The organism is Pseudomonas baetica, assembly GCF_019733355.1.
GTDB lineage: Bacteria > Pseudomonadota > Gammaproteobacteria > Pseudomonadales > Pseudomonadaceae > Aquipseudomonas > Aquipseudomonas baetica_A.
In genome coordinates, this window is record NZ_JAIHLQ010000213.1 from 1 (window position 1) to 209 (window position 209).

A 209-nucleotide genomic window follows, 5' to 3' on the forward strand; every position below is an offset into this window, starting at 1 on the left:
GGCGCAGTGGTGGTCACGGTGCCGGTGGTTTTGCCGACTTCGATGGTGATGTTCTGACCATTGGCCAGAGTCACCACGACAGGCGAACCCGTGACCGGAGCACCCACGGTGGCGGTGTAAGTGACGGTGCCGCCTTCTGCTGCGGTGCCGGTGGCGCTCAGTTTCACCGACGTGGTGTCGATGGTGTCAGTGACGCTGGTCACGGCTGG

The 209-nt window shown here is 64.1% G+C and carries 1 protein-coding gene; it reads right to left on the reverse strand.

From position 1 onward, the window contains the following. Nucleotides 1-209: immunoglobulin-like domain-containing protein (locus tag K5E40_RS34795; RefSeq protein WP_409339166.1), on the reverse strand; the 209-nt coding region annotated here is incomplete at both ends.